7 protein-coding genes are annotated in these 7,635 nt (G+C 66.6%); 5 read left to right on the top strand and 2 right to left on the bottom strand.

The genetic code is table 11. The annotated features are described in order from the left end of the window. A partial coding sequence (locus tag BGN95_RS04980; protein ID WP_286771830.1) for a TonB-dependent receptor plug domain-containing protein occupies positions 1-1,431 on the bottom strand: 1,431 nt, incomplete at its 3' end. Between the two features lie 60 nt (positions 1,432-1,491). Between BGN95_RS04980 and BGN95_RS04975 the strand changes: the two genes are divergently transcribed. The 3 genes from BGN95_RS04975 to BGN95_RS04965 all read left to right on the top strand — a co-directional run bounded on the left by BGN95_RS04975 (position 1,492) and on the right by BGN95_RS04965 (position 6,081). Next, positions 1,492-2,298: an RNA polymerase sigma factor gene (locus tag BGN95_RS04975; protein WP_286771829.1), complete on the top strand. Its 807-nt coding sequence runs from the start codon at positions 1,492-1,494 to the stop codon at positions 2,296-2,298. Further along, positions 2,265-3,239, top strand: a complete 975-nt coding sequence (locus BGN95_RS04970; RefSeq protein WP_286771828.1) for a FecR family protein — start codon at positions 2,265-2,267, stop codon at positions 3,237-3,239. Before BGN95_RS04975 ends, BGN95_RS04970 begins: the two co-directional genes overlap by 34 nt. 73 nt (positions 3,240-3,312) lie before the next feature. Continuing rightward, positions 3,313-6,081 (top strand): TonB-dependent receptor, encoded by a 2,769-nt coding sequence (locus tag BGN95_RS04965; protein WP_286771827.1) that lies wholly within the window; start codon positions 3,313-3,315, stop codon positions 6,079-6,081. 33 nt (positions 6,082-6,114) lie between these two features. On the opposite strand, the gene BGN95_RS04960 is transcribed toward BGN95_RS04965, so the two are convergent. Then, the gene (locus tag BGN95_RS04960) at positions 6,115-6,528 is read right to left on the bottom strand and encodes a winged helix-turn-helix transcriptional regulator (RefSeq protein ID WP_179514634.1); all 414 of its coding nucleotides are present in this window, start codon (positions 6,526-6,528) and stop codon (positions 6,115-6,117) included. Between the two features lie 52 nt (positions 6,529-6,580). On the opposite strand from BGN95_RS04960, the gene BGN95_RS04955 reads away from it, so the two are divergent. Together BGN95_RS04955 and BGN95_RS04950 are read left to right on the top strand one after the other, a co-directional pair. Continuing rightward, positions 6,581-7,189 (top strand): NAD(P)-dependent oxidoreductase, encoded by a 609-nt coding sequence (locus tag BGN95_RS04955; protein WP_286771826.1) that lies wholly within the window; start codon positions 6,581-6,583, stop codon positions 7,187-7,189. A 140-nt stretch (positions 7,190-7,329) separates the two neighbouring features. Next, positions 7,330-7,635, top strand: a 306-nt coding sequence (locus BGN95_RS04950) for an SDR family NAD(P)-dependent oxidoreductase (protein ID WP_286771831.1), incomplete at its 3' end; no start/stop codon positions are given.

Genomic DNA, 7,635 nt, shown 5'->3' with positions numbered 1-7,635 from the left:
GACTTTGCCCGCGGCATCGACCGCCACGAGATTCAGCAGGCGGGAATTGTTCTGCACGTCGAGCAGCGCCGTCGAGGAATAGCGGCTGAAATCCTCGTCGATATGCGCGAAATAATAGCCGAGCGTGATGTCATGCGTCGTCGAGCCCATTTCGAAGCGATGCGCGACGCGGGTGTCGCTCATGAACTCCTTGACTGGCAGGGTGAGCCCGCGCAGGCCACCGATGATCACCAGCCCGTTGCCGTTCTGGTTGGCCGTATCGTAGATCTGGTTCGGCGTGGTCACGTAGCGCAATTGCAGCGCGGTCGCGCCCGGCGCCTGGCCCAGCAGGCCGGCATTTTGCTTCAAAAGGCTGGCTGCGCTCTGCAGCGCGTTGGGGAAAACGCCGTTCCGCTGCGTCTGCGTGTCGGTGTAGCGCGAGGTGTTGCTGATCTTCCAGCCGTCGACCGGCTCGATCTCGAACTTGCTGGTGAGCTGGGTACGCTTGACCTGGGTGCCGAGGCTATTGTCGAATTTATAGATGCTGCCGTCGCCCTGGATCATCTTGACGAGCTGCGTCTCGGGGCCGGCGACGGTGCCCTCGTGGCCGTCGAAGCCGGGAACCGCGCGGATCTTGCCGTCGAGATAGGTGCGCATCGGAATGCCGAGATAAAGCGCGACGATGTCGTCCATGCGCTTCGCATCGAAACTGAACTTGGCGTTGCCCCAATCCTTCGAGATCGTGGCACGGACCTGCCCGCCGCGATTGGCGGTAAAGCCGGGATCGCGCACGCCGCCCTCGGAGCGATAAAAGCCGCCCACCGCCGCCTTCCAGCCGTCGCCGATCGGCGCGCCGACCCAGATGTCGGTGCGGTAGAGGTTGTCGGCACCGACGCTCATCTTGATCAGCCCCTCGGCGCGCTCGCCGACCTGACGGGGAATGAAGTTGATCGCACCGGCCGGGGCGTTCGAATAAAAGAGCGACGCCGGGCCGCCGCGCACCACCTCGATGCGGTCGATCGTCTCGTCAAGGCGGAAGACCTGATCGGCGTTCAGATAGCCGAGCGCCGGATCGTGCTGGACGGGAATACCGTCTTCGAGCAACTGGACCGAACCGAAGCCGTCGACCGGCACGCCGCGTGCGCGGATGTTGCCGCTCGCTTCGCCCCCCGACGCCTCGACCCAGAAACCGGGGACCGATTTCAGCGCTTCGGTCACGCTGGTCGGCGCCTGCAGGCGGAGCGCTTCCTCGCCGATGCTGGTGATCGAATAGCTGGTTTCGGATTTGGTGCGCGCACCCGTCCCCGCGCGGCCGGTGACGACGATGTCGCCGCCGTTCTGGCCCGGCTGAGCCTCCGCGGTGTCGGCGGGCTTGGCGTCCTCGGCCCAGGCCGGTGTCGAAACGGCGCATAGCAAGGCGAAGATCGACGATGTCATCTGCAACGATTTCATGGAGCTACCCCGTTTTCCAACCTTGTCTTCAAGCCCCTCTCGCGGGCGCATCGCGTCCCGTTGCCGGACGCGCGAGATGCGTCCGGACACAGGCCGCGTTGCCGTGATCCGAGCTGTCGTCGCGGAGACGGGGCGCGCGCGCGATCCCGCTACTGCGCGCAAAAATATTTTCGGGCAGGGGATCGGGACGTCGGCACGAGCGCTTTGCCCGCCGCGCGACTGTCAATCATCTGTAACAAGCCAGTTCTAGGCGAGGTCCATTCCGCAATCGCGATGGAGCGCCGAGACATGGCCTGGCTGCGTGACATCGATATCTGGTTTGCCGATCGGATCTTCGTCTTCAGCGATCAGCATCGCCGCTACGCCATCAAGCTGGCGCGGCAGCCCGAGGAAGCCGAGGAGCTGGTGCAGGAAGCCTATGCGCGCCTGTTCGCGCTCGACGACTGGTCGTCGATCGCCAATCCGCATGCCTTCACGATGCGCATCATCCGCAACCTTGCGATCGAGCGCTTCCGCCGCGCCGATATCGTCCGGCTCGATCAGAGCGCGCTGCTCCGCGCGGTCGATATCGCAGACGACGACCCTACCCCCGATGTGGTGGCGATGGATCGCGCCGAGCTTCGGCAGGTCGCCACGGTGATGCAGGATATGCCGCCGCGGATGCGCGAGGCGCTGTATCTCCGCCGAATCGAGGGTTTGCCGCCTGCCCAGGTAGCGGAAAGGATGAACATCTCCGTCTCCACCGTGGAAACACATCTGGTCAAGGCCCTGCGCCTCTTAGTAAAACGGTTGGATCGCCGGGAAACCGGGGCGAAGGCGGAGCACGCAACTTCATGGGAGAAGAAGGAAAGGCAGGGGCAAGTCTGAGCGACCGGGCCGTCGACTGGCTGGTGGCGCTCGACTGCGGCACCGCCGACCGTGCCGCGTTCGAAGCCTGGCGCACCGCCGATCAACGCCACGCCGCCGCATTCGCCCAGGCCGCCGCGACCTGGCGACGCACCGCCGATCCGCGCCTGTCGGTCCTGCTCGATCAGCCGGCCGAGGCGCAGCCGCCGGCGACCGAGCCGACGCCGCCCCCGCCGGCGATGCTCTCGCGACGGGCCGTGGCCGGCGGGGCGCTGGCGGCGCTGGTCGCGACGGCCGGCGCCGGCGCGTTCCTGGCCTGGCCGCGCCGCGCCTATGCCGCGACCGCCGTCGGCGAACGGCGCACCCTCATCCTCCCGGACGGCAGCCACGCGCTGCTCAATACCGATACGCGGGTCGGCTGGCGGTTTGACGACGAGCGCGATTTCTGGATCGAGCGCGGCGAGGCGACGCTCCTCGTGCGCGAGGCCGCGAAGCCGTTTCGTCTCAACAGCGATCCGATCGACGCGCGGCTTGGCGCGGGCAAGTTCAACTTGCGGCTGGAGCAAGAAAGCGCGCAGCTCCTCGTCCTCGCAGGGCGGGCGGCGGCGGTCTATCGCGGCACGCTGGCGCGGACGTTGGCGGCGGGCAATGCGCTGGTCGTCGGCGGCGCGGGGGCGCAGGTCTCCCACTTCTCGCCCGCCGCTATTGCCGCCGCGACGGCGTGGGAACGCGGGGAGATCGTGTTCAACGGGATGCGGCTGGACCGCGCGCTTGCCGAGTTCAATCGCTATCTGCCCGAGAAGATCGTGCTGCAGGATGCCGATCTGGCGCCGACGCGGCTTGGCGGCTCGTTCAGGATCGCCGATCCCGACGGCTTCCTTCAGGCGCTGCAGCAGGGATTCGATATCGGCCATCGCCAGCAGGGCAATCAAATCCGGCTGTTTCGACGTCGCGCCGCTTAAACGTCGAACCGATGTGATCGCGCCAGCCGCAAGGTGACACGAAGCTGACGCGGGCAGGCGGCATTGGCGAATCATGCACGTAACGCGCGGGGTCCTGATTGGCATGGCGATGCTCGTCGCCGCACCCGCGCATGCGGCGACGGGCGAGGCGCCGGTCCGCTTCGCTATTCCGGCGCAGACGCTCGCCGGCGCGCTCGACCAGCTCGCGCGCCAGATCGGGGTGCAGATCCTCTATCCCTATGACATCGCGGCAGCGCGCCGGAGCGGTGGCATAAACGGCCGGATGCCCGCGCGCCGGGCGCTCGATCGGCTGCTCCGGCGCAGCGGGCTCGAAATCGCGACCTTCGGGGGCAAGGTCATCAGTCTGCGCGTGGCTCGCCCGGCTATGGTGCCGCACTCGCCCGCGCCGCGCGCGACGCCGCCACGACAGATTCCTCTCCCCGTGCCGGCCGCGGAGCCGCCGCGCGACATCGTCGTCACCGGCCGTGCGGCGGAAGCGCCGCTCCGCGAGACCGAACTCAGCTATGCGATCACCCGGATCGACGCGGCCGCGCTGTCGCGCCAGAAAGCGATATCGACCGCCGATCTGTTCAAGCAGATCCCCGGTTTCTGGGTCGAGGCGACCGGCGGCGAGGCGAGCAACAACGTCCGCGCGCGCGGCATCCCGACCGACGGCTATTCGACCGTCGCGCTGCTCGAGGATGGCCTGCCGGTGCAATATGACGGCGGCCTCGGCTATCTCAACACCGATCAGATATTCCGCATCGACGCGACGATCGACCGGGTGGAGGCGGTGCGCGGCGGTCCTTCGGCGATCTTCGCGCCCAACGCTCCTGGCGGCAGCGTCGATTTCATCACCCGCAACGGCCTCAAAAACCCGGGTTATACGCTTTCCGGCACGCTCGGCAGCTTTGGCTATGCGCGGATCGACGGGTTCGCCGGCCTGCAGCTCGCACCGACACTCGGCGTCTCGATCGGCGGTTTCTATCGCGCCGACAACGGGTTGCGTGATCCGGGCTATCCGGCCGACCGAGGCGGGCAGATCCGCGCCGGCATCGACTATGACGACGGCCGGCTCCGCCTGTCATTCAACGTCAAGCGGCTCGACGATCGTGTCATCCTCTACCTGCCCGTGCCGCTCGAATTCGATGCGCGGGGCCAGGTCCGCGCCATTCCCGGCTTCGATCCGTTGCGCGACACCTTGGCCGGGCCGGATAATGCACATGTCCTGCTCAAGACCCCGAACGGGCCCTATGATTTCGATCTGACGCAGGGCACCCGCAGCCATGTCACTTTCTATAGCCTCGCCGGGCGGCTTGCGCTCGGCGAGCGGACATTGCTGGAGGTGAGGACGCGGCTGCGCACCGGCACCACGCTGCGTAACGGTCTTTTCCCCACCGGGCGGCCGATGCCCGCGAGCGCCTATCTCGACAGCGTGCGCACCCAGCTTGCCGCGGCCTTCCCGAACAGTTCGGCGGTGCAGATCCGCTTCGCCGGCACCGCGCAACCCTTTGCGCCGAACAACAATGGCAACGGGCTCGTGCTTGGCGCCAATCTGCTCTCGGTCGCGCTGCCGATGGACGAGTTCATCGGCGACGCGCGATTGAAGAGCGTCTTCGATCTTCTCGGACATCATGACGCAGCGGTCGGCCTCACCTACGGCGACAGCCGCTGGCACTATGACCGCCAGATGGCGACGGCGCTTCTCGAGGTCAGCGGCCGGGCCAGACGGCTCGACGTGGTGGCGATCGATCCGGCCGGCCGGGACGTTGGACGGCTGACCGACAATGGTTTCATCCGCTACGGATCGCTGTTCGATTCGGTCGCGATGAAAACCGCCAACGTCGCGCTATATCTGGCGGACGAATGGGCGATCGCCCCGCATTGGCGCGTCGATCTCGGGCTGCGCTGGGAGCGTACCCGGATCGGCGGCGACATGATGACCTCCAGGCCGTTCGATCTCGGCGACCCGACGACGCTCGCCGACGATGCCGTGATCGGCGGCACCGGCGTCACGCGGCCCATCGACCGTCGGTTCGCCGGACTCAACTGGACGGCCGCGATCAATTTCAATCCGTTTCCAAGCCTGGGCCTGTTCGCGCGGTTGACCCGCATCGCGAGGCTGCCGAGCGCGAGCGAATTCTATGCATCGCCGAACCGGACCGACGAAGCCATCGTCCCGATCACGATGGCGGAAGCCGGCCTTATCGCAACGCGACCACGCTGGAACCTGTCCGCCGTCGGCTTCGCGACGCATTTCGCGCGATTGCCCTTTACCGACTATCGTTTCGACACCGTGTCGAACAGCTATGTCGAGCGGACGTCGATCGCGGATACATCGACCATCGGGCTGGAACTGGCCGGCCATGCCGAGCTGATCGGCCCGTTGCAGCTCGACATGCAGGCGACGCTGCAGGATCCGCGCTATCGCAACTTCAGCTATGTCGAGCTGTCGTCCGGCCAGTCGGTGACACGCAATGTCACCGGCAACCAGCTCGTCCGCGTGCCGCGCCTTTCGCTCCGCCTCGCGCCGAGCCTCAACCTGTTCCGCGGAAAGCTGCGCATCAGTGGCGAACTGATGCATTATTCCAGCCGGTTTGCGGATATCGCCAATACGCAGCGCCTGCCGGCCTTTTCGCTGCTCAACGCCAGCCTGAATGCGAAGCTCAACGATCGGGTCGGCTTTGCGCTCAATGCGACCAACCTCACCAATGCGCTCGGCCTCACCGAGGGCAATCCACGCGTGGGGTCGTTCGATGCGGGCGGCATGAGCAACGGCTATTTCCTGGCCCGGCCGGAATTCGGCCGCAGCATCCGCGGCACGCTCAGCCTGTCTTATTGAGACTGCGAGATTTATTGCCGCTGGGCGAATCCCTCAAAGACGATCGCGCCGGTCGAAGCGGCGCTGCGCCTCGGTGACCGCATCGATGCGCGCCTCCGCCCAATCGATCATCATGCTCAAAGCCGCCAGCAACTCGGCCCCCAGCGGGGTGATCGCGTAAACGACGGTCACCGGCACGGTCGGCGCGACGGTGCGGGTCACCAGCCCATCGCGTTCGAGCGACCGCAATGTCTGGCTGAGCATCTTTTGCGATACCCCGCCGATCTCGCGCTTCAGCGCGCTGAAGCGCCTTTCGCCGTCGCCGAGGAGGCTGAGGATCAGGACGCTCCATTTGTCGCCGACGCGATCGAGCAGCCGCCGTGTCGGGCAGTTCGCATTGAACACGTCGCCGCGCCCGCCCGCGGTTTCCCCGAAGTGACCAAGTGTCGAAAAGGTGCCGTCTTGCATTGCGGGTTACCCTAGACAACTTGGTTCCCGTTGGAAACCGAAGGAGGCGAAAATGAAGGTTGCAGTGCTGGGCGCAAGCGGGCGGGCGGGGTCCGAGATCACGAAGGAACTCGCGTCGCGCGGGCATGAGGTGCTCGCGATCGCGCGCAACCCGGATGCGATCCCGCCGCAATCGGGGGTGACGGTGCGGGCCGGCGACGCGTCGAAGCCTGACGAGCTTGCCGATCTGATCCGCGGCAGCGACGCGGTGATCAGCGCGCTGCACTTCGACGTGCCCGCCGCGACATTGCTCGGCGCGCTGCGCGCTGCGGGTGTCCACCGGCTGCTGGTCACCGGGGGCGCCGCGAGCCTCGAAATCGCTCCGGGGCAGCGGGTGATCGACACCCCGAGCTTTCCTGCCGAGTGGAAGCCGATCGCCGAGGGCGGGATCGCCTTTCTCGACGACATCCGTTCGGAACGCGACATCGACTGGGTGTTCTTCTCGCCCGCCGCCTTGCTGTTCGAAGGGCCGCGGCTCGGCCATTATCGGCTCGGCGGCGATCGACTGGTGACCGACGAGAATGGCGAAAGCAAAATCAGCTTTGCCGATTATGCCATCGCGATGGTCGACGAACTCGAGCGCAAGGCGCACAGCCGCGAGCGGTTCACGGCGGCTTATTGATTTTACGCGGCGCGCGCGCCAAACCGGCCGTCCGTCCGATAGACCCGTTCGGGCGGACGGGCTTGGACGGAGTGGCGGCAATCCAACTTCACGGCAAGATCGCACTCATCACCGGCGCCGGCGGCGGCCTCGGGCGCGAAATGGCCAAGGGTCTGGCGGCGGCCGGCGCGCATGTCCTGCTGCACGGCCGCGACGCCGAGCGGCTTCTTGCCGTGCAACAGGCGATTGCCGCGGCCGGCGGTTCCTCGGAGATCGTCGTTGCCGATCTTTCTCGGGAAGAAGCCGCGGCCGAATTGCTGTCCGGTCGCGACCGCATCGATATATTGGTCAACAATGCGGGGGATCGTGATCGACGGCCCCTCGCCGAACTCGATCGCGACGCGGCGCGGAAACTGGTCGAAATCAACCTCATCGCGCCGTTCGATCTGACGCGGCTGATCGGCGCG

The organism is Sphingomonas sp. 66-10 (assembly GCF_001897045.1).
Classification (GTDB): domain Bacteria; phylum Pseudomonadota; class Alphaproteobacteria; order Sphingomonadales; family Sphingomonadaceae; genus Sphingomonas; species Sphingomonas lycopersici.
The sequence above is the reverse complement of the archived record's forward strand: the minus strand, read 5'-3'. Positions and strand labels throughout refer to the sequence as shown.

Coding starts and splice junctions, on each gene's coding strand:
- BGN95_RS04960 (WP_179514634.1), bottom strand. CDS start 6,528: ATGCAAGACGGCACCTTTTCGACACTTGGTCACTTCGGGGAAACCGCG.
- BGN95_RS04965 (WP_286771827.1), top strand. CDS start 3,313: ATGCACGTAACGCGCGGGGTCCTGATTGGCATGGCGATGCTCGTCGCC.
- BGN95_RS04955 (WP_286771826.1), top strand. CDS start 6,581: ATGAAGGTTGCAGTGCTGGGCGCAAGCGGGCGGGCGGGGTCCGAGATC.
- BGN95_RS04970 (WP_286771828.1), top strand. CDS start 2,265: ATGGGAGAAGAAGGAAAGGCAGGGGCAAGTCTGAGCGACCGGGCCGTC.